The organism is Streptomyces sp. NPDC032472, from assembly GCF_040636955.1.
GTDB lineage: Bacteria > Actinomycetota > Actinomycetes > Streptomycetales > Streptomycetaceae > Streptomyces.
Genome location: NZ_JBEZVK010000047.1, coordinates 1 through 19,534, shown reverse-complemented (window position 1 = coordinate 19,534; position 19,534 = coordinate 1). Strand labels below are relative to the sequence as shown.

The window sequence follows — 19,534 nt, the reverse complement described above, 5'->3', positions numbered from 1 at the left end:
TCAGACCCCGTCCGCCCGCTCGCACACGAAGATCGCGGTCCCGGGGATCAGGTGGCCGCGCAGCGGGGACCAGCCTCCCCACTCCTGGCGGTTCCACGCGGGCCACTCCGGCTCGACCAGGTCGAGCAGCCGGAAGCCGCCGGCGACGACGTCGCGGACCCGGTCGCCGAGGGTGCGGTGGTGCTCCACGTACACGGCGCGCCCCTGCTCGTCCTGCTCGACGTACGGGGTCCGGTCGAAGTAGGAGGCGGAGACGGACAGCCCCTCGGGGCCCGGCTCGTCGGGGAAGGCCCAGCGGATCGGGTGGGTCACGGAGAAGACCCAGCGGCCGCCGGGCCGCAGCACCCGGTGGACCTCCCGCATGACGTTGACCGGGTCGGCGACGAAGGGGACGGCGCCGTACGCGGAGCAGGCGAGGTCGAAGGAGCCGTCGCGGAAGGGCAGGCGCCCGGCGTCGGCCTCGACCAGCGGCACGGCGCCGCCGTCGATGCGCAGGGCGTGCTGGAGCTGGCGGTGGGAGAGGTCCAGGGCGACGGGGCGGGCGCCCCGGGCGGCGAGCCAGCGGGAGCACTGGGCGGCGCCGGCGCCGATCTCCAGGACGTCCTTGCCCTTGAGGGAGTCGGCCGGGCCGAGGAGTGCGGCCTCGGCCTCGTCCAGGCCCTCGGGGCCCCAGACGAAGCGGTCGTCTCCGAGGAACGCGCCGTGCTCGCTCTGATACTCGTCGGCGTTGCGGTCCCACCAGCCGCGGCTGGCCCGGCTGCTCTCCGCGTCGTCGGCGTCACGGCGCGTGGCATCGGCGTCGTCCCCGGCGCCTTCGGGTGTGTCGTACTTCGCGTCTTCGGGGACGTAGTCCTCTTGGTTCATGGGGCCCGTCGTCGTAGTCTGCGGAAGAGGTCGGGAGGGCCATCGGGGTCCGCCCGCCCATGAATTGTGCCGGTTGTGCGGTGATCCGCCCGCGGTGTGCGCCTTCGCGCATTGACCGTCCCCGGCTGCCCCCGTATGCTACAAGTTGCGCTGCGAGCCTGTGCTCCTCAGACCTAGCAGGCTGCGCTTGCATCTGTTGATGTCCCCTCGGTTCTCGAGGCCCCTGTCGCTGTAGGCGGCTCCGGGCTTCCTTGGCTGTCCGGCTTCTTCGGCAGATGCCGATAAGGGCTCCCGGCGTAGCAGTACCTACGACTTCAATGTCCGTACCGGAGCCCTTTCCCACATGACGAGCAGCACCGAGACCACCGCCACCACTCCGCAGGTTGCGGTCAACGACATCGGTAACGAGGAAGCCTTCCTCGCCGCGATCGACGAGACGATCAAGTACTTCAACGACGGCGACATCGTCGACGGCGTCATCGTGAAGGTCGACCGGGACGAGGTCCTGCTCGACATCGGTTACAAGACCGAAGGCGTCATCCCGAGCCGCGAGCTCTCGATCAAGCACGACGTCGACCCGAACGAGGTCGTCAAGGTCGGCGACGAGATCGAGGCCCTGGTTCTCCAGAAGGAGGACAAGGAAGGCCGCCTGATCCTCTCGAAGAAGCGCGCCCAGTACGAGCGTGCCTGGGGCACCATCGAGAAGATCAAGGAAGAGGACGGCATCGTCACCGGTACCGTCATCGAGGTCGTCAAGGGTGGTCTCATCCTCGACATCGGCCTCCGCGGCTTCCTCCCGGCCTCCCTGGTCGAGATGCGCCGTGTCCGCGACCTGCAGCCCTACGTGGGCAAGGAGCTCGAGGCCAAGATCATCGAGCTGGACAAGAACCGCAACAACGTGGTCCTGTCCCGCCGTGCCTGGCTCGAGCAGACCCAGTCCGAGGTCCGCCAGACGTTCCTCACCACCCTGCAGAAGGGTCAGGTCCGCTCCGGCGTCGTCTCCTCGATCGTCAACTTCGGTGCCTTCGTGGACCTGGGTGGCGTCGACGGCCTGGTCCACGTCTCCGAGCTGTCCTGGAAGCACATCGACCACCCGTCCGAGGTTGTCGAGGTCGGCCAGGAGGTCACCGTCGAGGTCCTCGACGTCGACATGGACCGCGAGCGTGTCTCCCTGTCGCTGAAGGCGACGCAGGAGGACCCGTGGCAGCAGTTCGCCCGTACCCACCAGATCGGCCAGGTCGTTCCGGGTAAGGTCACCAAGCTGGTTCCGTTCGGTGCGTTCGTCCGCGTGGACGAGGGCATCGAGGGTCTGGTCCACATCTCCGAGCTGGCCGAGCGCCACGTGGAGATCCCGGAGCAGGTCGTCCAGGTCAACGACGAGATCTTCGTCAAGGTCATCGACATCGACCTGGAGCGTCGCCGGATCTCGCTGTCCCTCAAGCAGGCCAACGAGTCCTTCGGTGCCGACCCGGCGTCGGTCGAGTTCGACCCGACCCTGTACGGCATGGCCGCGTCCTACGACGACCAGGGCAACTACATCTACCCCGAGGGCTTCGACCCCGAGACCAACGACTGGCTCGAGGGCTACGAGACCCAGCGCGAGACCTGGGAGCGCCAGTACGCCGAGGCGCAGGTCCGCTTCGAGCAGCACCAGGCCCAGGTCATCAAGAGCCGCGAGGCCGACGAGGCCGCTGCTGCCGCGGGCGAGTCCGCCCCGGCCGCCGGCAACGCCGGTGCGGGCATCTCGGGTGGTTCCTACTCCTCGGAGTCGGACGAGACCTCGGGCGCCCTGGCCTCCGACGAGGCCCTGGCCGCGCTCCGCGAGAAGCTGGCCGGCGGCCAGAGCTGATCGCAGGACCGCAGCACCACTCGCACCCCGGTGTGAGCTGAGCTGAAGGCAAGGCCCGTCCCCGCAAGGGGGCGGGCCTTGCTGCTGTTTGCGGTGCGCGTTTGTTCGCGGCACTCGGGTTCGCGGCACGCGGGCTTGCGGTGCGCGGGCTTGCGGTGCGCGGGTTTTCCGGCGCTCGCAGCGCGTTCCTGTGAATGCCGCCGAACGGGGAATGGCCCGGCCCCCTCGCACGTTCTTCGGAGAGATCGCGAGGAGGAGTGGTGACGGTGCTTGATCCACAGGGTTTGTACGAATGGGACGCCAAGGGCCTGGCGGTGGCGGACTTGGCGCTCGCCCAGGACTCGGCCGGGCTGGTCATGCTCTACCACTTCGAGGGGTACATCGACGCCGGTGAGACCGGAGAGCAGATCGTCGAGCGGCTCCTCGACACCCTGCCCCACCAGGTGGTGGCCCGCTTCGATGCGGACCGCCTGGTCGACTACCGGGCCCGGCGCCCGCTGCTGACCTTCCGGCGCGACCACTGGACCGAGTTCGAGGAGCCCAGCATCGAGGTCCGCCTCGTGCAGGACGCCACCGGCGCGCCGTTCCTGCTGCTGTCCGGCCCCGAGCCCGACGTGGAGTGGGAGCGCTTCGCCGTCGCCGTCCGGCAGATCGTCGAGCGCCTCGGCGTGCGCCTCTCGGTCAACTTCCACGGCATCCCCATGGGCGTCCCGCACACCCGCCCCGTGGGCATCACCCCGCACGGCAACCGCACCGACCTCATGCCGGGCCACCGCAGCCCGTTCGACGAGGCCCAGGTGCCCGGCAGTGCCGAGTCGCTCGTCGAGTTCCGCCTCGGCCAGGCCGGGCACGACGTGCTGGGCGTCGCGGCGCACGTGCCGCACTACATCGCCCGCTCCCCGTACCCCGACGCGGCGCTGACCGTACTGGAGGCCATCACGGCCGCGACCGGCCTGGTCCTGCCGGGCGTGGCGCACGCGCTGCGCACCGAGGCGCACCGCACCCAGACGGAGATCGACCGGCAGATCCGCGAGGGCGACGACGAGCTCGTCTCCCTGGTCCAGGGCCTGGAGCACCAGTACGACGCGGCCGCCGGGGCCGAGACGCGCGGCAACATGATCGCCGAGCCGGCGGAGATCCCGTCCGCGGACGAGATCGGCCGGGAGTTCGAGCGGTTCCTCGCCGAGCGGGAGGGCGAGGGGTAGTTCCCCGGGGCTCCGGGGTCCGGGGGGGTTCGCTCCCGGGCTCCCGCTCCCGGGCTCCCGCTCCCGCACCCCCGCATCCGGAGTTCCGGCCGGGGTGGCCTTGTGCCGCCCCGGCCGTACGCGGGTGCGGGCGCAGGGTCTAGTCTGCTGGGCATGCTGAGGGTTGGCCTGACAGGCGGAATCGGTGCCGGCAAGAGCGAGGTCTCGCGGCTGCTGGCAGGGTACGGGGCGGTCGTCGTGGACTCCGACCGCATCGCGCGGGAGGTCGTGGAGCCCGGCACGCCCGGCCTCGCGGCCGTGGTGGAGGCCTTCGGGAAGTCCGTGCTGACCCCCGAGGGAACGCTCGACCGGCCCAGGCTCGGGTCGATCGTCTTCGCCGACCAGGAGAAGCTGAAGACCCTCAACGCGATCGTGCACCCGCTGGTCCGGGCCCGGTCCGCCGAGCTGGAGGCCGCCGCCGGGGACGATGCGATCGTCGTGCACGACGTCCCGCTGCTCGCCGAGAGCGGCCTGGCGCCGCTGTACGACCTGGTCGTCGTGGTCGACGCGGCACCCCAGACGCAGCTCGCCCGGCTGACCGCCCTGCGCGGGATGCCCGAGGAGGAGGCCCGGGCCCGGATGGCCGCACAGGCGACCCGCGAGCAGCGCCTCGCCGTGGCCACCCTGGTGATCGACAACGACGGTCCGCTGGAGGCCCTGGAGCCCCAGGTGCGCACCGTGTGGAAGGAACTCACCGACCGGGCGGCCGCGGCTTCCGCACAGGCCTGACGGGCCGGGGCGGGCCGGGGCGGCACGGGTCGAGACGGGGGCGAGGCGTAGGCGGCAGGCGCTCTCGGGGCGGGTGCGGTGCGTGCGCCGGGAGTGGCGGCCGCCGTGGAATAGCGATCCCGGGTCGGTGCGTTGAACGCGCCGGGAAAAGGGAAGGAGCAGACCGTGTCCGACACCACGCCGCAGGCCTCGTCCTCCGGTGCGTCCCCGGCGACGCACGTCATCGACTTCCGTGCCGCAGAGCAGCTGCTGGCCGCGCGCGACCCGCGCGGCGCACTCAAGCTGCTCGACTCGGTCATAGCGGCCCACCCCGAGAGCATGTCGGCCCGGCTGCTGCGCGCCCGGGCGTTCTTCGCCTCCGCCCAACTGCGCTCGGCTGCCGAGGAGTTCGAGCGCGTCCTCGAACGGGAGCCGGACAACGCCTTCGCGCACTTCGCGCTGGCCCGCACCCATGAGCGCTCCGGCCGGCCCGACCGGGCGCGCCGGCACTTCCGCCTCGCCGCGGCGCTCGACCCGCAGCCGGACTACGTCGCGGCCGCGCGCTTCGACGCGTAGGCCCGCTCCGGCGCCTGGCCCTCGCTCGGGGCGCGGGCGCGCCGTGGGCGGTCAGTGGTGGGGCGGCTCGTACGGGGGGACGTCCGGTCCGGGCTGGTAGTGCGGGCCCTGGTGGATGTGGTGGAGCACGACGGCCAGGTCCACGGTCGCGATCACCGCGACCGCCCCGCAGGCCGCCGCCCACCCGGGGTGGTCCGTCAGCGAGAACAGGGCCGTGCCGAGGGCCGCCCAGAGCAGCCCCCACATACTCAGCCAGAACCGCAGCCGCAGCGCACTGCGGGCGGTCACCGGCTCGTTTCCGGAACGCATGGCCTCATCGCCTCGCCGTGTCCAGCCCCTCCCTCCATGGTCCCACCTGCGGCCCGAAGCCCCGAACGCCCAGCTCAGCTCGGATGTCAGTGGCCACGCCTAGACTCGGCGGAGGGACGCGAGATCCCTGCGGAAGCCGGCGAGAAGGCAGCGAAGGGGGCAAGGTGACAGCGCAGCCGTTGCAGCCGCCGCAGCATGCCCTCCCGCAGCACGCCCTGCTGCGGCACCCCGCGGTCTTCCTGCCCGACCCCGTTCCGCGCCGGGGCCGCATCGCCTTCTGGTCCGCGGACCCGGAACCCCTGCCCGAGGTGCCGGGCGGGACCGCGACACGGATCGACGTGGTGCGCCCGTACGGCAGCGCGGGGCGCACCCGGACCGTCCCCGCCGTGACCCTGGCCGTGGGTGACGCCTTGGCGCTGCTCGCCCGCGCCCCGTACGGTCCCGCGGCGCATCCGGCCACCCGCGCCTGGGGCACCGCCGCCGTGCACGCGCTGGCCCTCGTCGCGCGGGGCCGCCTGCTGCCCGGGCTCACCGCCGAGGACGTCGACGCCTGGCGCGCGGGCCCGCTCGACCCCGACGACGTCGTCCACCTGCGGGCCGTCGCCGCCGCCCTGCCGTCCGAGGGGTACGCCACGCCGCTGCCCGGCCGGCGGCCGCTCCAGCTGCCCGAACCGGAGGCGCTGGTGCGGGCGTTCCTCGACGCCGTCGCCGACTGCCTGCCCCGTACCCCGGCCGCGCCCGTCGCAGCCGGGTTGCCGTTCGCCGCGCAGGAGCCGCAGCGGGTGCCGCAGATGCGGGACTGGGCCGCGCAGGTGGCCTCCGGCGCCGATGCGGGCGTCGGGATCTCGCTGCGGCTCGACCTGTCCTCGTTCCGCCTCTTCGACGCGGACGGGGCGGAGGGGACGTCCGAGGACGGGGCCGACGCCCCGGAGGAAGGGGTGGAGCTGCGGCGGGCCGGTGCCGCCGTCGTCCAGGTGCACAGCCTGGCCGATCCGACCCTGCTGACCGACGCCGCGCCGCTGTGGGCCGGCGCCGCCCCCGCCGGCTTCGGGCCGCGCGCCCGTATCGACGCCGTACTGGCCCTGCGCCGGGCCGCCCGGGTCTGGCCGCCGCTGCTGCGCCTGCTGGACCGGCCGGTTCCCGACGTCCTCGCCCTGTCCGACCCGGAGCTCGAAGACCTGCTGGGCACGGCGGCGACCAGGCTGGCCGCCGCCGGGGTCCCCGTGCACTGGCCGCGCGAGCTCGTCCGCAGCCTGTCCGCGACCGCCGTCGTGCGGTCCACCGCGCCCGGCTCGGCCACCGACGGCACCGCCTTCTTCGACGCCGACCACCTCTTCGCCTTCTCCTGGGAACTCGCGCTCGGCGGCGACCGGCTGACCCCGGGCGAGATGGACGCGCTGGCCCTCGCCCACCGGCCGATCGTGCGGCTGCGCGACCAGTGGGTCCGCGTCGATCCCGAGCTGGTGCGCAAGGCCCGCAAGCGGGACCTGGGCCTGCTGGACCCGGTGGACGCGCTGGCCACCGTACTGACGGGAGCCGCGGAGGTCGACGGCGAGCAGGTGGAGGCGGTTCCGGTCGGGGCGCTGGCCGCGCTGCGGGAGCGGCTGACCGGCGAGCTCGCCCCGCTGCCGCAGCCCGCCGCCCTCAAGGCCACCCTGCGCGACTACCAGGCCCGCGGCCTGGCCTGGCTGGACCTGATGACCTCGCTCGGCCTCGGCGGCTGCCTCGCCGACGACATGGGGCTGGGCAAGACCGTCACCCTGATCGCGCTCCACCTGCACCGCGACCGGCCCGAGCCGACGCTCGTCGTGTGCCCGGCCTCGCTGCTGGGCAACTGGCAGCGGGAGATCGAGAAGTTCGCGCCCGGGGTCCCGGTGCGCCGCTTCCACGGCGGCGGCCGCAGCCTCGACGGCCTGGCCGGGGGATTCGTGCTCACCACGTACGGGACGATGCGGGCCAGCGCCGCCCGGCTCGCCGGGCAGCCCTGGGGCATGGTCGTCGCCGACGAGGCGCAGCACGTCAAGAACCCCCACTCGGCGACCGCGAAGGCGCTGCGCACCATCCCGGCGCCGGCCCGGGTGGCGCTGACCGGCACCCCGGTGGAGAACAACCTCTCTGAGCTGTGGGCGCTGCTCGACTGGACCACACCGGGGCTGCTGGGCCCGCTGACGGCCTTCCGTGCCCGCCACGCCCGCCCGGTGGAGCACCAGCAGGAGGAGGACGGGGGCAACGAGGCGGCGGTCGCCCGACTGGCGGCGCTCGTGCGGCCGTTCCTGCTGCGGCGCAGGAAGTCCGACCCGGGCATCGTCCCCGAACTGCCCCCGAAGACGGAGACCGACCATCCGGTGGCCCTCACCCGCGAGCAGGCCTCGCTGTATCAGGCCGCGGTGGACGAGGCGATGGCCGTGATCGGGGGCAGCGAGGGCATGGCGCGACGCGGCATGATCATGAAGCTGCTGGCGTCGCTGAAGCAGATATGCAACCACCCCGCGCAGTACCTGAAGGAGGAGCAGCCGCGGATCCCGCACCGCTCGGGCAAGCTCGCCCTGCTGGACGAGCTGCTGGACACGATCCTGGCGGAGGGCGGCTCGGTGCTGGTGTTCACCCAGTACGTGACGATGGCCCGGATCATCGAGCGGCACCTGTCGGCGCGGGGCATCTCCCACCAGTTCCTGCACGGCGGGACCCCGGTCGCGCGCCGCGAGGAGCTCGTGGACCGCTTCCAGTCCGGCGAGGTACCGGTCTTCCTGCTGTCGCTGAAGGCCGCCGGGACCGGGCTGAACCTGACCCGGGCCGGGCATGTGATCCACTTCGACCGGTGGTGGAACCCGGCCGTGGAGGAGCAGGCCACCGACCGCGCCTACCGCATCGGCCAGGACCAGCCCGTCCAGGTCCACCGGATCATCGCCGAGGGCACCGTGGAGGACCGGATCGCCGAGCTGCTGGAGGCCAAGCGGGCGCTGGCCGAGGCCGTCCTCGGGTCGGGCGAGGCTGCGCTGACCGAGCTGACCGACCGCGAGCTCGCCGACCTCGTCTCCCTGCGGAGGCCCGCATGATCACCGCGCGGGACGACCGCCGCCGCACCTTCGAGACCGTGCCCGCCGGCGCGGAGGCCGCCAGTTGGTGGGGCCGGGCCTGGGTGTCGGCCCTGGAGGCCGCCGCCCGCGATGGGGCCCGGCTGGCGCGGGGGCGTGCGTACGCCGCCGAGGGGCATGTCGACGCGGTCACCGTCACCCCCGGCCGGCTCGTGGCCTACGTCCGGGGCAGCCGGGCCCGCCCCTACCGCACCGAACTGCTGCTGGCCCCCCTCGGCGACGCCGAGTGGGCCGAACTGCTGGAGGCCGTGGCCGGAGACCCGGCGGCGCTGGCCGCGCTGCTGGAGCGGGAGGTCCCCCGGGCACTGGCCGGGACGGTCCTGCCCGGCCCGGGCGAGCTCGTGCCGCGCTGCTCCTGCCCCGATGTGGCCCGTCCGCCCTGCAAGCACGCCGCCGCCCTGTGCTACCGGGCGGCCCGCCTCCTCGACGAGGACCCGTTCCTGCTGCTGCTCCTGCGCGGCCGCGGCGAGCGGGAGCTCCTCGACGAACTGACCCGCCGCAACGCCGCCCACGCCGCCCGGGAGCGGCCCGCAGCGGACGCCGCACTCCCCGGCGTCGCAGCGCGCGCCGCGCTCGCCCGGAGGGTGCTGCCGCTGCTGCCCGCGCCGTTCCCGCCGCCCGCGGCCCCGGGGCTGCCGCCCGCCTGCCCTGCCGACCCCGGCGATCCGGGCGCCCCGGACCCACTCGTCCTGGACCAGCTCGCCACCGATGCGGCGGCGCGCGCCTTCGCCCTGCTCACCACCGGCGAGGACACGGTCGGGGGGCTCACCCTGTGGCAGGACGCCGTCCGGCTGGCCTCCGCGCACCACACGGCGGGCCTGACCGGCGCCGCCCGCACGCTGTTCCGGGACCTGGCCCGGGCCGCCGGCCGCACCACCACCGACCTGGCCCGGGCCGCGGCGGCCTGGCGGCAGGGCGGCCCGGCCGCGCTCGCCGCGCTGGAGGAGCCCTGGGACCCGCCGGCCGGGCCCTTCGACCGGGCCCGTCCCGCGCTCCTGGCCGCCGCCCTCGGCCCCTTCCGCCCCGAGCGCAACCGGCTCACGGCGCGCACCCGCCAGCTCCGACTGGGCCGAGACGGACTCTGGTACGCCTACGAGTCCCGCCCGGACGCCGAGGACTGGTGGCCCACCGGCACCCCCTCCCCGGACCCGGTCACCGCCCTGCGGGGCTGACGCCGGCCGCCCAGGCGTCCAGCGCGGCGAAGTCGCGGGCGCGCAGGCCGTGGCGGGGGTGGATGCGCAGCAGCAGGGCGGGCGCCGGGTGGTGGGCCTCGACCCAGGCCCGGTCGCGCGGGTTGATCATGTCGTCGACCCAGGCGAAGGGGCGGCCCGCGGCCCACTCCAGCAGCGGCCGGGTCTTCCAGGACAGCCCGTCGGGGTCGCGCGCGAACAGTTCCGGCCACTCGATGACGGGAAGATCACCGGGCAGCCCGATGCGCGGGGCGATCAGGGTGTTGGCCTCGTGCATCCAGGTGGTGGCCCAGGCCAGCTCGAAGGGCAGCGCGCGGAGCCGGGCGCCGTGGGAGGGGTGCAGGCGGACCCGCAGACCGCGCCGGGCCTTGCGGGAACCGGGGGAGCGGTAGGACATCCAGATCGTGGGGTGCATCCGGTGGCTGGTGTATCCGCGCAGCCCCGCGAGGCGGGAGCGGAAGGGGTTGAGGGGGCCGTCCACGTCGAGGAGGAGCAGCGGGCGATCGGTCATGGAGGAGGCCCTACCCATTACACGATGGAGTGAAATGCCTATCTGCTCTATAACCCGAATGGGCTTACCGCGTTGGTTCCGGTGCGGGTGCAGCACCCGTGAACTCCTCCGGAAAGCAGGGAAACTCATGCGTCACAGTCGCCGGAACGGCTTGATCGCGGCGGTGGTTGCGGGCGGTGGCCTCGCGGTCGCGGGTGTGGGCGGGTTCGCATTCGCCGATGCGGAAGCGGGCGGCACGGCCGAGCGGTCGCCGGGCCTGCTGTCCGGGAACCTGGTGCAGCTGCCGGTGCACGCGCCGGTGAACGTGTGCGGGAACACGGTGAGCGTCGCCGGGCTGCTCAACCCGGCCGCCGGGAACCGCTGTACGAACGAGGGGGGCGGGAGCGGCGCACAATCCGGGACGGCCCCCGCCCAGCCCGCGAAACCGGGGTCGGCCAACGGGGGCGGCGCCCACGCGGGAGGAAGCGGAAAGGACTCCCCGGGTGTGCTGTCCGGCAACGGCATCCAGCTCCCGGTCGACCTCCCGGTCAACATCAGCGGCAACGCGGTGAGCGTCGCCGGGGTCGGCAACGGCACCTCCGGCAACACCTCGGTCAATGGCGAGACCCCCGGCACCGCCAAGCCGCCGCAGCAGCCGGCCCGGCCCCCGGCCACCCAGCGCCCGGTGACCCCGCCCGCCCCGCAGCAGCCCGGCCCGGCCCTCGCCCACACCGGCGCCGAGGGCCTCGGCTACCTCCTGCCCGGCAGCGGCGCCCTCCTGCTCGGCGGCGTCCTCCTCTACCGCCGCTTCCGCACCCAGTAGCCGCGGCACGGGCAGTGGCTCCGGCCCGGTACGCCCCGCCCCGCTCAGGCCGCCGCCGCGGCTCCCGCCTCCGGCCCGTGGCCGTGCCCCCTCCCGGGCCCGTGCTCGGATCCCGGCTCAGGGCCGGGCCCGGCCTCCGGGTCCGCGGGCTCCGGGGGCAGGCGCCACGCGTCGAGGATGGCGTCGATGCGGGGTGCCAGGCGGGCCCGGGCCGCGAAACGCGGGACGCCCGACATCAGCAGGGCGTCGTACTCGGTGTCGGTGTGTCGTACCGCCGCCCGGACCGCCACCGAGACCGCGGCCTCGTCCAGCGCCCGGCCGGCCGCCGTGCGCCCGACCCGGCCGCTGCCGCGGACCGAGGCGTGCGCGGCGATGGCCCGGGCCCGTTCCGGCGGGCAGCCGGGGAACAGCCTGCGTATCTCCGCGGCGAAGGCCGCCGTGAACCGGACGTCCTCCGCCGCGCGGCGCGCCCGGTCCCGCTCCCGCCGGCGCGCCCGCGCCTCGGCGTCCGCGAGACAGGCCCGTTCCGCCCGCGCCAGGGCGGGCTCCTCCACCAGGATGCCCTGGCGCTCGTAGCGGCGGCGGCGCCGGTTGAAGCGGACGACGACCGCGGACAGCGAACTGGCCTCGCGCGCCCGCCGGGTGAGGGCCGCATCCCCGCGCGGCAGGTAGACCAGATGCCCCAGGTCGGCGCAGTCCAGGCAGCGCGGCACCCCCGCCTCGCGCACCAGGTGCCGCAGCGGGCTCCGACGGCATTGGGCGCAGTGGACCTGCTTCACCGACTCGAAGACGACCAGACTCATGCCGTGGTGATACCGCCGTCCGGCCCCTTTATCACCTTTCCCGGCGCAGCGCCTGACGTTCCGCCAACTCTCCCTCGATGTCCGGATGTCCCTCTACCGTGACTACGGGGCCTGCGGTATGGCCGTGGCGCCCGTGACGGAGGGGGAAGACATGGGTGGACGGCAGGCCGCGACGGCGACGACGCATCCCCCGATACCCGCGCCGGCCGAGGCCGCCGCACACCTCGCGGGCCGCGAGGTGGTCATCGAGCCCGGCGGCAGCACCGGCTGGCACTACCACCGCGTCCCGCTCATCGCCCTGGTCAAGTCCGGGACGCTGACCCGCATCCTGCACGACCGCACGGTGGTCGTGCACCCGCCCGGCAGCAGCTTCGTCGAACCCGCGGGCCTGCGGCACGTCCACCTCGGCCGCAACCTCGGCACCGTCCCCGTCGTGCTGTACGTGACCAGCACGCTCGCGGAAGGCGAACCGTTCTCCCTGCCCGCCGGCCCTCCGCCCCCCGGCCCCCGGCCCGCTCAGACCAGGCGGCGTATCTCCCCGCGCACCCGGTAGAACCCGCCCGACGCCGCATGCAGCCCGTCCACCACGTACCGGGCGCCCGGCTCCCGGATCCCCCGCGGGAACTGCACGTTCCACGAGCGCTCGAAGCCGCCCGAGACCACCTGTACCCGCAGCCGGCCGCCCTGCTGGACGCACTCCACGACCACGCCGTCCGCCGGGGCCGCCGCCACCGAGACGCTCGCCAGCGCCGCGGCCGACGCCGCCGGCCGGGCCACCGGCAGGGCCGCCGCGGACTTCACGTCCACCGCCACCGGCACCGTGCCCTGCTGGGCCGCGGCGATCGCCGCCTCGCTCGCGTCCACGCACACCAGCGAGCCGTCCGTGGTGACCAGGTACAGCCGCTCGTCCAGGTACTGCATCGACAGGGCGGAACCGCTGCCCGTGCCGAGCTTCCACAGCCGGGTCCCGTCCGCGGCGAAGCAGTACACCGACGAGGAGGAGTCACCGGCGAAGACGTGCTGCCCGTCAGGCGAGGTCGCGCACGCGTACACCGCCGCATCGCAGTGGTACGTGGCCTCGATCGCGCCGGTCCCCTTCGCCAGCCGCTGCACCGCGTTGCGCCCGGTGCCGGCGAAGACCGCATCGGCCTCCTGCCAGCCGAACAGCACCCCGCCGCTGGTCGCGGTGTGCCACAACTCGCCACTGCCGTCCGGGGCGTACGCCGTCACCCCGCGCGTGTGGCCGTGGTAGACCGCGTCCGCATCGGCCCGCACCATCCACGCATTGGACCCGGCGGACCTGCGCGACCACTGGAACTCGTCCTCGTGGTCGATGACCGTCAGACCGCCGTTCGCATCCGAGACGTTGAGCACGCCCTCGTGGATGTCCAGCCAGAAGATGTCCACGTCATCGGCGATGTCGTACGCCTTGAACGGCACCTTCGCCGACAGGTCGTACACCCCGCCGTCGTCACAGCCCGCATAGATCCAGAACTCGTCCGCCACCAGGCACTTCACCCCGTCCGGCAGCGAATACCGGGCCAGCACCTCGCCGCCGTGGCTCAGCGTGTAGACATCGCCCGCCTGGTTGCCGACCCAGGCGCGCTCCTCGTCCACATGGATCCCGAACGCCGACGCGCCCGTGCGGAACCGCCACAGCACCGGGGCCACCGCGCGCGCCGTCGACGGTGCGGACGCCACCTGCCGGCGCGTCACCGGACGCGCCGCGCGCTGCCCCCGGACCGCTGGCGCGTACCCCTTGCGGACCTTCTCGCCGATCTTCTTGGCGGCGGCCGCCCGCGCCTTCTCGGCGCTCGCGAAGGACGAGCTCTGCACCTGGCCGCCCGCGCCGATGCGCCCGTACCGCACGGTCACGGCCGTGCCGTCCACGGTCACCTCGTAGAACTTGTGCGCCCCGCCGCCATCCTGCGACAGCTCCAGATACGTCGTCTCGCGAGCCATGACAGACCCCTCCCCAAGGCCGGGCCCGACGGCTCTCTCCCGCCGGTGATCCCTGGTGAAAAACGCTACGGGCGACCACTGACAATGGGCCCGTGCACCTCGAAGCGATCACCTGGCAGCGGATGGCCGAGCGGCTCGCAGGCCATCTGGACGACCACCGGCCCGACCCCGCGGAGCCGGCCTGGCAGCGCGTCGGCATCGACGGCGCGCCGGCCGCCGGCACCGGCACGCTCGCCGGACAACTCGCCGACGCCGTGCGGCTGAACGGGCGCACGGCCCTGGTCGTGGCGACCGACGGGTTCCTGCGGCCGGCCTCCCTGCGCTACGAGTTCGGCCGCCAGGACGTGGAGAGCTACCTCGGCGGCTGGTACGACACCGCCGCCCTGTGGCGGGAGGTGTTCGGCCCGACCGATCCCGGCGGTACCGGCCGCGTCCTGCCCGACCTGTGGGACCCGGTGACCGACCGGGCCACCCGCAGCCCGTACACCGAACTCCCGCCGGGCGCCGTCGTGATCGTCCACGGCCCGCTGCTGCTGGGCCGCTGGTTCCCCTTCGACCTCAGCGTGCACATCCGGCTCTCTCCCGGAGCGCTGCGGCGCCGCACGGAGGAGTCCGCCCGCTGGACCCTGCCCGCCTTCGCCCGCTACGAGGCCGAGACCGACCCCGCGTCCCTCGCCGACGCCGTCGTCAGGGCCGACGACCCGCGCCACCCCGCCTGGACGGGCCTCGCCGGCTGACCCCGCGCGACCCGGTCCGGGCACGGACGTCAGGGACCCGCAACAAAGCGGTCCCGGCCGGGTGCCGATCGGGATCCGGCCATCGCCCCGGCCGGGGACCGGGCCCTACGGTGCTGTCACGCTTCGAACGGCGGCCACCCGGTGGCGCCCCGGCAGAGGGAGACGGCAATGGGAAGACGGTCGAGGGGGTCGGCGCTCGCCGCGCTGGCCCTGGGCGGGGCCCTGACCCTGGCAGCCTGCAACGGGGACACCGACGGGGGAGCCGCCGACCCGGCCCCCGGCGCCACCCAGGCCCCGCCCTCCGCCACATCCCCGGCCCCGCCCGGCGGTCCGCTGCCCTCGGCGCCCGCGAAGGCCACGCCGAAGCCGACCGCCTCGGCCACCGCCACCGCCGCCGTAAAGCCGAAGCCGCCGGCCCCCGCCCCCACGTGCGACCACAAGATGCCGATCTCGCCGGACGAGATCGCCGTCTACCGCTACACCCCCGAGGGCGGCGCCCACAGCCTGATCGTCAAGCACGGAAACTGGGGCTGCCCCGGACCGGGCGGGGCAGCCCCCTTCGTGACGGTCGGCGAGGAGACCTTCATCTCCGTCAACGAGGACGCCAAGATCAGCGCCCTCACCCCGATCGTGGCGAGCACGGTGAGCAAGCCGATCACCATCAACGAGCTCGGCGAATGGCTGATCGCCCACCCCGACAAGGGCCTGGTCTTCCACTACAACGTGGACCACCACGGCTGGATCGAAACCCTCGGCCAGGAGGAGTACACCCCCGCCCCGTAGCTCCGCAGCCTCCGGAGCCGCGTGGGCCGTACACAGCTCCCGTCGTACGGCGCTACGGCCGCCCGCCCAGCCGGGTGACGGCCAGCGCCGCCGCCCGGCAGCCCGCCCGGGCCGCCTCCTGCGGACCGGCGCCCGCGAGCCGGGCCGCCAGGAACCCGCCGGTGAAGGCGTCCCCCGCGCCCGTGGAGTCCACCGCCCGCACCGGCTCCGCGGCGACCTCGGCCGTGACCCGGCCGCCCTGCGCGACCAGCGCCCCGGCCGGGCCCCGGGTGACCACCACCAGCGGCACCCGCTCGCTCAGCACCGCGGCCGCCCGGGCCGCCCCGGCCGGCTCCGGCAGGCCGGCCAGCAGCCGGGCCTCGTCCTCGTTGGGGAGCAGGACGCAGGCCCCCGCCGCGGCGTCGAGGAAGCGCCGCGTGCCGAGGGTGAGCAGGAACCCCGCCGAGGCCGGGTCCACGCTGACCGGCACCCCGCGGGCCCGGGCCGCCGCCAGCGCGACCTGGGCCAGCTCCCGGCTGCTGTCGGCGAAGAACAGGTAGCCGGACAGGTGCAGACGGGCGACCCCGTCCAGCAGGTCGGGCGCCCAGTCGTCGGGGGACAGGCGCAGGGCGGCGCCGCTGTCGGTCAGGAACGTCCGCTCGGCGTCCTTGCCGACCAGCGCCACCACCGTCCCCGTCGGCTCCACCGGGTCGACCAGCAGCCGCGGCCGCACTCCCGCGTCCAGGAGCGCCTGCTCGTGCCACTGCGCCGATTCCGTGCCCACCCGGGCCAGCAGCCGCACGTCCGCCGCCCCGGCGTGGGCCGCCCAGCAGGCCACGTTGGCCCCGGCGCCCCCGGGCAGGGTCCGGATGCGGGCGGCCGTGTCGGTCGCCGGAGTCAGCGGCTCCGGATGCACCGCCACGACATCGGTGACCACGTCCCCGATGACCAGCAGCGCCCCCGGCCCCGCCCCCGCCGCGGTCACGCCCGCTCCGCCCAGGACCCCGCGATCCGGGCCCCCAGCACGACGTTGCCCCGCACCGCCGCGAGGTTGGCCTCCAGCGAGGCCCCGGCCGTCGCCCGTACCAGGAAGGCCAGCAGGTACGGCGTCACCGCCTGCCCCGTGATCCCCTGCCGCCGGCACTCCTCCAGAGCCTCGGCCAGGACCCGGTCGTGCAGCGCCGGGTCCAACTGCTCGGCCTCGTCGACCGGGTTGGCGACCAGCAGCGCCGACTCGGGCCCACCCAGCGCGTCCTGGGCCGCCATCACGGCCGCGACCTCCTGCGGCCGGTGCACCGTCCAGTCCACCGGCTCGCCCGAACTGGCCAGGTAGAACCCGGGGAAACGTTCCGTTCCGTACCCGAGCACCGTCACCCCCAGCGTCTCCAGCCGCTGCAATGTGGCCGGCACGTCCAGGATCGACTTCACCCCCGCGCACACCACCGTGATCCGCGTCCGGGCCAGCAGCGACAGGTCCGCCGACTCGTCCTGGGTCTCGGCGAACTCCCGGTGTACGCCGCCCAGCCCGCCCGTGGCGAAGACCCGCAGCCCGGCCCGGGCGGCCAGGAACGCCGTCGCCGATACCGTCGTCGCACCGCTCGCGCCGGCCGCGAAGGCGGGCGCCAGATCGCGGTGGCCCAGCTTGCGCACGCCCTCACCGCCGGCGATCCGCTCCAGCTGCTCCTTGTCCAGGCCCGCGTGCGCCACTCCGTCGATCACCGCGATCGTCGCCGGGACGGCCCCTTCCGCGCGGACCAGCCCCTCCAGTTCGGCGGCCACCGCCAGGTTGCGCGGGCGCGGCAGGCCGTGCGTGATGATCGTGGACTCCAGTGCGACGACGGGCCGCCCGTGTTCGAGGGCCTCGCGGACCTCCTCGGACAGGACGACGGGACCGCCGGACGGGGCCGGGGACGAGGACGCGGAAGTGGTGTGCTGTGGCATGTACCCATCCATGGCACGGGAGGTGCGCCCCGAAACGCGCTCCCCGCGGGCTCGTCCGAACACCACCGCACACGGGCGCCCCGTGCGCACGCCCTGGCCGAAACCCGCGGTCGCCCGCTGGACAGGGTGCCTCCTGCGGCGGGCGGAACCTGGACGCTGTGGCCACCCCGGCGCGCGTCCCGGCCGCACTACGCTGGCGCCCCATGAGCACCAGTGATCACTCTGCCGCAGCGGCGGCCTCGGCCTCCTTCGCCGTCTCCGTCCCCGACCTCCCGGACGCCGCCCTGGAGCCGGAGGAGCTCGACCCCGGGCAGATCGTCTCCGGCGCGCCCGTCGTGACCGGCAAGGTGCTGTGGGAATCCCCGGACGGCCGGCAGATCCGCGGCATCTGGCAGATCACCCCGGGCGTCGTCACGGACGTCGAGGCGAACGAGCTGTTCGTGGTGGTCAGCGGCCGCGCCACCATCGAGGTCGAGGGCGGCGCGACCCTGGAGGTCGGCCCCGGCTCCGCCTGCGTGCTCCGGGAGGGCGACAGGACCACCTGGACCGTGCACGAGACGCTGCGCAAGGCCTACCACATCAGCTGCTGACCGCCGGGTGGCGGCGCGAGGTGAACAGCGCGAGCGCCGCCAGCGGCAGCAGCAGGGCGGCGCCGATCGCGTTCAGCCAGCCGTAGCCGGCCTGCGACATGACCAGGCCGGCGCAGGCGCCGCCCAGACCCGCGCAGGTGTTCATCGTGAGGTCGCTCAGCCCCTGCACGGCGGCGCGCGCCCCCGAGGGCACCGAGTCGGTCAGCAGCGCCGAGCCGGAGACCATGCCGGCCGACCAGCCGAGGCCGAGCAGGAAGAGCCCCAGTGCGCTCTGGCCGTGGTCCGGCCCGGCGGTACCGGCGAGCAGCGCGGCCAGCGACAGCAGACCGGCCGCGAGACCGATCACGGACAGCCGGCCGAGCCGGTCCGCGAGCCAGCCCATCACGGGCGAGAAGGCGAACATGCCGGCGATGTGCCCGCTGATCACCAGGCCGATCAGCTGCAGCCCGGCGCCGTGGTGGCCGAGGTCGACCGGGGTCATCACCATGATCGAGACCATGGTGGTGTGCGACACGGCTACGGTGGCCAGCGCCAGGCGGGCGCGCGGCGACGCCTTGACGGCCGCGAACCCGGCACGCAGCGAGTGGCCGCCTTGGCCCTGCTCGGCGGGCGAGGCCAGCGCCCGGGCCGTCAGCAGCGGATCCGGCCGCAGCAGGACGCCGAGCAGGGTGCCCGTGAGGACGAAGACGGCGCCGGCCCATACGAAGGGGCCGGCCGTCTCCGGGATGGAGGTCCCGGCGAAGCTGCGGCTGGCCGGGGCCGACAGGTTCGGGCCGAGCACCGCGCCCAGGGTGGACGCCCACACGACCACGGAGATGGCCCGCGCCCGGTGGTCCGGGGCGGCCAGGTCGGCGGCCGCGAAGCGGGCCTGGAGGTTGGCGGAGGAGGCGGCTCCGAAGGCGGCCATGCCGAGCATCAGCAGCGGGAAGCTCTTGACCGCGGCGGCCAGCACCACCAGGGCCGCGCCGGCGGCGCCGATCCCGTACGCGAGGACCAGCCCGGGGCGGCGGCCGCGGCGGGTCATCAGGGCGGCGAGCGGCAGCGAGACGAGGGCGGTGCCGACCACGGCGGCGGTGGAGGCGAAGCCGGACAGGGCCTCGGTGCCGCTGACCTCGGTCGCGAGGGCGGGGGCCAGGGCGATGCTGATGGGGACGCCGAGGCCGCCCAGCATCTGGGAGGCGATCAGGACGGAGGAGGTGCGGCGGCGCAGGCGGGGCAGTTCCGCGGGGTCCGGGGTCGCCCCGGCGGGCCGGTCGGTGCCGGTACCGGTACCGGCACCCGTGCCGGGTATCGCGGTCACGCGGGCCACCCCTGGTGCGGGCGGTGCGGGGTGTCTGCTGCAGTGGAGGTAGTCACCGCAGCAGTGTCCCAGCCCTTACCGCCCGGCGGAACCGGTGGACCGACCCGGCCGCTGCGCGGAGCCGTTCCCCACCCCGCTGTGTCCGATAGCGGCTTCGCCGCGGGCGGGTCCTGCGGCCCCGGCCCCGCTCGCCTCGATCGCCGGCGCGGCTCAAAGATCGGGGCTCCGCCCCGGACCCCGCGCCTCAAACGCCGGCGGGGCTGGATGAATCCAGCCCGCGCGGCGTTTGAG

At 74.6% G+C, this 19,534-nt stretch carries 19 protein-coding genes; 11 read left to right on the top strand and 8 right to left on the bottom strand.

Annotation, left to right across the window (positions count from 1 at the left end; all coding sequences use genetic code 11):
• Positions 1-864 (bottom strand): class I SAM-dependent methyltransferase, encoded by an 864-nt coding sequence (locus AB0F11_RS27045; RefSeq protein ID WP_362178781.1) that lies wholly within the window; start codon positions 862-864, stop codon positions 1-3.
• Between the two features lie 343 nt (positions 865-1,207).
• Between AB0F11_RS27045 and rpsA the strand changes: the two genes are divergently transcribed.
• The 4 genes from rpsA to AB0F11_RS27025 all read left to right on the top strand — a co-directional run bounded on the left by rpsA (position 1,208) and on the right by AB0F11_RS27025 (position 5,241).
• Positions 1,208-2,713, top strand: a complete 1,506-nt coding sequence (gene rpsA, locus AB0F11_RS27040) for a 30S ribosomal protein S1 (protein WP_361902070.1) — start codon at positions 1,208-1,210, stop codon at positions 2,711-2,713.
• Between the two features lie 266 nt (positions 2,714-2,979).
• Positions 2,980-3,918, top strand: coding sequence for a PAC2 family protein (locus tag AB0F11_RS27035; RefSeq protein WP_362178778.1), 939 nt, complete (start codon positions 2,980-2,982; stop codon positions 3,916-3,918).
• A 153-nt stretch (positions 3,919-4,071) separates the two neighbouring features.
• Complete coding sequence (gene coaE / locus AB0F11_RS27030; RefSeq protein ID WP_362178775.1) at positions 4,072-4,686, top strand: dephospho-CoA kinase; 615 nt, start codon at positions 4,072-4,074, stop codon at positions 4,684-4,686.
• 165 nt (positions 4,687-4,851) lie between these two features.
• A complete protein-coding gene (locus AB0F11_RS27025) occupies positions 4,852-5,241 on the top strand; it encodes a tetratricopeptide repeat protein (protein ID WP_362178772.1) in 390 nt (129 codons plus the stop codon).
• Positions 5,242-5,292: 51 nt separating this feature from the next.
• Here AB0F11_RS27025 and AB0F11_RS27020 read toward each other — a convergent pair whose 3' ends face one another.
• Entirely contained in the window at positions 5,293-5,550 is a 258-nt protein-coding gene (locus AB0F11_RS27020) for a DUF6343 family protein (RefSeq protein WP_362178769.1), read from the bottom strand.
• A 179-nt stretch (positions 5,551-5,729) separates the two neighbouring features.
• Between AB0F11_RS27020 and AB0F11_RS27015 the strand changes: the two genes are divergently transcribed.
• Positions 5,730-8,606, top strand: coding sequence for a DEAD/DEAH box helicase (locus AB0F11_RS27015; protein ID WP_362178853.1), 2,877 nt, complete (start codon positions 5,730-5,732; stop codon positions 8,604-8,606).
• Positions 8,603-9,817: an SWIM zinc finger family protein gene (locus tag AB0F11_RS27010; RefSeq protein WP_362178766.1), complete on the top strand. Its 1,215-nt coding sequence runs from the start codon at positions 8,603-8,605 to the stop codon at positions 9,815-9,817. The genes AB0F11_RS27015 and AB0F11_RS27010 overlap by 4 nt, the downstream gene beginning before the upstream one ends.
• On the opposite strand, the gene AB0F11_RS27005 is transcribed toward AB0F11_RS27010, so the two are convergent.
• Positions 9,798-10,346, bottom strand: coding sequence for a hypothetical protein (locus AB0F11_RS27005; protein WP_362178763.1), 549 nt, complete (start codon positions 10,344-10,346; stop codon positions 9,798-9,800). The two genes, AB0F11_RS27010 and AB0F11_RS27005, sit on opposite strands and share 20 nt — an antisense overlap.
• A gap of 127 nt (positions 10,347-10,473) precedes the next feature.
• Here AB0F11_RS27005 and AB0F11_RS27000 point away from each other — a divergent pair, with 127 nt between their 5' ends.
• Positions 10,474-11,148, top strand: a complete 675-nt coding sequence (locus tag AB0F11_RS27000) for a chaplin (protein WP_362178760.1) — start codon at positions 10,474-10,476, stop codon at positions 11,146-11,148.
• Positions 11,149-11,192: 44 nt separating this feature from the next.
• On the opposite strand, the gene AB0F11_RS26995 is transcribed toward AB0F11_RS27000, so the two are convergent.
• Positions 11,193-11,951, bottom strand: coding sequence for a DUF2293 domain-containing protein (locus AB0F11_RS26995; protein WP_362178758.1), 759 nt, complete (start codon positions 11,949-11,951; stop codon positions 11,193-11,195).
• Between the two features lie 151 nt (positions 11,952-12,102).
• Here AB0F11_RS26995 and AB0F11_RS26990 point away from each other — a divergent pair, with 151 nt between their 5' ends.
• Positions 12,103-12,504, top strand: a complete 402-nt coding sequence (locus tag AB0F11_RS26990; RefSeq protein ID WP_362178756.1) for a cupin domain-containing protein — start codon at positions 12,103-12,105, stop codon at positions 12,502-12,504.
• Here AB0F11_RS26990 and AB0F11_RS26985 read toward each other — a convergent pair.
• Entirely contained in the window at positions 12,468-13,913 is a 1,446-nt protein-coding gene (locus AB0F11_RS26985; RefSeq protein WP_362178755.1) for a WGR domain-containing protein, read from the bottom strand. The genes AB0F11_RS26990 and AB0F11_RS26985 overlap by 37 nt on opposite strands.
• A gap of 92 nt (positions 13,914-14,005) precedes the next feature.
• Between AB0F11_RS26985 and AB0F11_RS26980 the strand changes: the two genes are divergently transcribed.
• Both AB0F11_RS26980 and AB0F11_RS26975 read left to right on the top strand, forming a co-directional pair.
• Complete coding sequence (locus tag AB0F11_RS26980) at positions 14,006-14,650, top strand: uridine kinase (protein WP_362178753.1); 645 nt, start codon at positions 14,006-14,008, stop codon at positions 14,648-14,650.
• A 168-nt stretch (positions 14,651-14,818) separates the two neighbouring features.
• The gene (locus AB0F11_RS26975; RefSeq protein ID WP_362178751.1) at positions 14,819-15,433 is read left to right on the top strand and encodes a hypothetical protein; all 615 of its coding nucleotides are present in this window, start codon (positions 14,819-14,821) and stop codon (positions 15,431-15,433) included.
• Positions 15,434-15,485: 52 nt separating this feature from the next.
• Here the strand turns inward: AB0F11_RS26975 and AB0F11_RS26970 are convergent, their stop codons facing one another.
• Together AB0F11_RS26970 and AB0F11_RS26965 are read right to left on the bottom strand one after the other, a co-directional pair.
• A complete protein-coding gene (locus AB0F11_RS26970; RefSeq protein WP_362178748.1) occupies positions 15,486-16,397 on the bottom strand; it encodes a PfkB family carbohydrate kinase in 912 nt (303 codons plus the stop codon).
• Positions 16,394-17,353, bottom strand: coding sequence for a pseudouridine-5'-phosphate glycosidase (locus AB0F11_RS26965; protein WP_362178745.1), 960 nt, complete (start codon positions 17,351-17,353; stop codon positions 16,394-16,396). The genes AB0F11_RS26970 and AB0F11_RS26965 overlap by 4 nt, the downstream gene beginning before the upstream one ends.
• Before the next feature lie 203 nt (positions 17,354-17,556).
• Here AB0F11_RS26965 and AB0F11_RS26960 point away from each other — a divergent pair, with 203 nt between their 5' ends.
• Entirely contained in the window at positions 17,557-17,943 is a 387-nt protein-coding gene (locus AB0F11_RS26960; RefSeq protein ID WP_362178743.1) for a cupin domain-containing protein, read from the top strand.
• On the opposite strand, the gene AB0F11_RS26955 is transcribed toward AB0F11_RS26960, so the two are convergent.
• The gene (locus tag AB0F11_RS26955) at positions 17,933-19,162 is read right to left on the bottom strand and encodes an MFS transporter (protein WP_362178850.1); all 1,230 of its coding nucleotides are present in this window, start codon (positions 19,160-19,162) and stop codon (positions 17,933-17,935) included. The genes AB0F11_RS26960 and AB0F11_RS26955 overlap by 11 nt on opposite strands.
• Positions 19,163-19,534: the final 372 nt, after the last annotated feature.

Excerpts from the sequence above, each read along its gene's own strand:
- AB0F11_RS27045 (WP_362178781.1), bottom strand. The coding sequence starts at position 864 with ATGAACCAAGAGGACTACGTCCCCGAAGACGCGAAGTACGACACACCC.
- rpsA (WP_361902070.1), top strand. The coding sequence starts at position 1,208 with ATGACGAGCAGCACCGAGACCACCGCCACCACTCCGCAGGTTGCGGTC.
- coaE (WP_362178775.1), top strand. The coding sequence starts at position 4,072 with ATGCTGAGGGTTGGCCTGACAGGCGGAATCGGTGCCGGCAAGAGCGAG.
- AB0F11_RS27020 (WP_362178769.1), bottom strand. The coding sequence starts at position 5,550 with ATGCGTTCCGGAAACGAGCCGGTGACCGCCCGCAGTGCGCTGCGGCTG.
- AB0F11_RS27010 (WP_362178766.1), top strand. The coding sequence starts at position 8,603 with ATGATCACCGCGCGGGACGACCGCCGCCGCACCTTCGAGACCGTGCCC.
- AB0F11_RS27005 (WP_362178763.1), bottom strand. The coding sequence starts at position 10,346 with ATGACCGATCGCCCGCTGCTCCTCCTCGACGTGGACGGCCCCCTCAAC.
- AB0F11_RS27000 (WP_362178760.1), top strand. The coding sequence starts at position 10,474 with ATGCGTCACAGTCGCCGGAACGGCTTGATCGCGGCGGTGGTTGCGGGC.
- AB0F11_RS26995 (WP_362178758.1), bottom strand. The coding sequence starts at position 11,951 with ATGAGTCTGGTCGTCTTCGAGTCGGTGAAGCAGGTCCACTGCGCCCAA.
- AB0F11_RS26990 (WP_362178756.1), top strand. The coding sequence starts at position 12,103 with ATGGGTGGACGGCAGGCCGCGACGGCGACGACGCATCCCCCGATACCC.
- AB0F11_RS26985 (WP_362178755.1), bottom strand. The coding sequence starts at position 13,913 with ATGGCTCGCGAGACGACGTATCTGGAGCTGTCGCAGGATGGCGGCGGG.
- AB0F11_RS26975 (WP_362178751.1), top strand. The coding sequence starts at position 14,819 with ATGGGAAGACGGTCGAGGGGGTCGGCGCTCGCCGCGCTGGCCCTGGGC.
- AB0F11_RS26965 (WP_362178745.1), bottom strand. The coding sequence starts at position 17,353 with ATGCCACAGCACACCACTTCCGCGTCCTCGTCCCCGGCCCCGTCCGGC.
- AB0F11_RS26960 (WP_362178743.1), top strand. The coding sequence starts at position 17,557 with ATGAGCACCAGTGATCACTCTGCCGCAGCGGCGGCCTCGGCCTCCTTC.